This window comes from Bradyrhizobium sp. (genome assembly GCF_016462955.1).
Classification (GTDB): domain Bacteria; phylum Pseudomonadota; class Alphaproteobacteria; order Rhizobiales; family Xanthobacteraceae; genus Bradyrhizobium.
This window is the reverse complement of record NZ_JAEMSD010000599.1, coordinates 1,830-3,717: the sequence shown is the minus strand read 5'-3', so window position 1 is coordinate 3,717 and position 1,888 is coordinate 1,830. Positions and strand designations below refer to the sequence as shown.

At 66.0% G+C, this 1,888-nt stretch carries 3 protein-coding genes; 1 reads left to right on the top strand and 2 read right to left on the bottom strand.

All coding sequences use genetic code 11. The annotated features are described in order from the left end of the window. The coding region (locus JHD07_RS35240) for a patatin-like phospholipase family protein (RefSeq protein ID WP_291630574.1) at positions 1-895 on the top strand (895 nt) is incomplete at its 5' end. Positions 896-901: 6 nt separating this feature from the next. On the opposite strand, the gene JHD07_RS35235 is transcribed toward JHD07_RS35240, so the two are convergent. Both JHD07_RS35235 and JHD07_RS35230 read right to left on the bottom strand, forming a co-directional pair. Further along, complete coding sequence (locus tag JHD07_RS35235) at positions 902-1,330, bottom strand: CBS domain-containing protein (RefSeq protein ID WP_291630571.1); 429 nt, start codon at positions 1,328-1,330, stop codon at positions 902-904. Positions 1,331-1,548: 218 nt separating this feature from the next. Continuing rightward, a partial coding sequence (locus tag JHD07_RS35230; RefSeq protein ID WP_291630569.1) for a rhomboid family intramembrane serine protease occupies positions 1,549-1,888 on the bottom strand: 340 nt, incomplete at its 5' end.

Genomic DNA, 1,888 nt, shown 5'->3' with positions numbered 1-1,888 from the left:
CATCAGGACCCTGCTCGCAAACGGCATCGTGCCCGACGTCGTGGTCGGTACCTCGATCGGCGCCGTGGTCGGCGGCCTTCATGCGGCCGGCCCGCTCGATACGTTCGAAGAATGGGGGCGCAGCCTGCAAGGGATGCGCAATATCCTCGGCTATCTCGATATCCGCCTCAACGGCTCCGGCCTGCTCGGCGGCGAGAAGCTCGCGACCCGGCTCGAGGACGCGATCGGGCAGATCCTGATCGAGGACCTTCCCATCAAGTTCGCGAGCGTCGCAACCGAAGTCCGCACCGGGCACGAGATTTGGCTGACGCGGGGCCGCGTGGTCGATGCCATGCGCGCGTCCTACGCCCTGCCCGGCATCTTCGCGCCCGTGCTGATCGGCGACCGCTGGCTGGTCGACGGCGCGCTGGTGAATCCGGTGCCGGTTTCGGCCGCTCGCGCGCTCGGCGCCGAAATCGTCATCGCCGCAAATCTTTCCAGCGACATCTTCACCCATTCCACCACGATCTATTCGCACGGCGCAGCGCCCAGCCCGGTCGTGCCGGAGGCCGAGGAGCCGGCGGCCAAGCGGCGCTTCCCGCGGCTGTTCTCGCCCGAGAAGACGATGAAGCGCGAGTTCTTCGGCGGCAACGGTCGGCCCGGCATCTCCTCGGTGATGGTGGATGCCTTCAACATCATGCAGGACCGCATCACTCGCGCCCGCCTCGCGGGCGATCCGCCCGACCTGCTGATCACGCCGCGAGTCGGTCAGTTCGGCTGGTTCGACTTCCACCGTGCCGAGGATTTGATCGCGCACGGCGTGCGCGCCGCAGAGCGTGCCTTGGACTCGATCCAGGAAGCGATCCACGTGCTGGCGCCGCCGCCGGAAGGCGCAGCGCCGACGGCGCAGGAATGACGTCCGTCAGGCGGTCTTGATATAGTCCCGCAGGGCTTCCTGCTCCGACTCGTATTCCTGGACGCGGCGCTTGACGATGTCGCCGATCGAGATCAGGCCAACCACCTTGCCGTTGTCGACCACGGGCAGATGACGGAACTTGCCGGTCGTCATCATTTCCATGAGCTCGGCCACGGTGTCGGTCTCCTTGCAGGTCACGACCTTCCGGGTCATCACCTCGGAGACCGGGGTCTCCAGCGCGCCGGCACCGCGCTCGGCGAGCACGCGCACAATGTCGCGCTCCGACAGGATGCCCTCGAGCCGGCTCTGGTTCATCACCAGCACTGCGCCGATCTTCTTCTCACCGAGCAGCCTGATTGCGGCCTCCAGCCTGACGTCGGGCTCGACGCTCATGATCTGGTGGCCCTTGGTGTTGAGAATGGAGCGTACCGTCATTGTCGCCTCCCTGAATCGGAGCCGTTCCGCCTGTGGCAGTCCGGACTTGTTCGTCGAGTCTTCAACTAACAGTTTCAGCGCCGGTTTCACGCTCGTGCGCTTTGGCGAGCATCGCCGCCAAGGGCGTGTCGCTTCGGAACATTCTTTTCCACGAATGATGGATGAATTCAGGCCGCGCCGCAAGCGCCGCTTAGAATACGGTGCGAAATGTCTCGTGATCACGCATCCGCAGCATCGCGCCGCACGCGCGGCACGGGATCGAAAAGCGCGAACAGCAGCAGCCCTGCGAAGAAGCCGCCGATATGGGCCTGCCAGGCGACGCTCGTGGTTTCGGCGTCGACCCCGATCGCGCCGACACCGAAGATGATGTTGACGCCGAACCACACTGCGAGAAAGCCGAGCACCCGCCCGTCGCGCAGCGCGCGCGACAGCGGCAGCGCCGGAACCCTCGCGGCGGTATCGGCATCGGATCGGTTGAACGACAGGAAGCTGCCGCGGACGAAGGCGAACCGGATTGCGGCGGCCATCGCGCCCGACACCGAGGCCGAAGCGCCGATC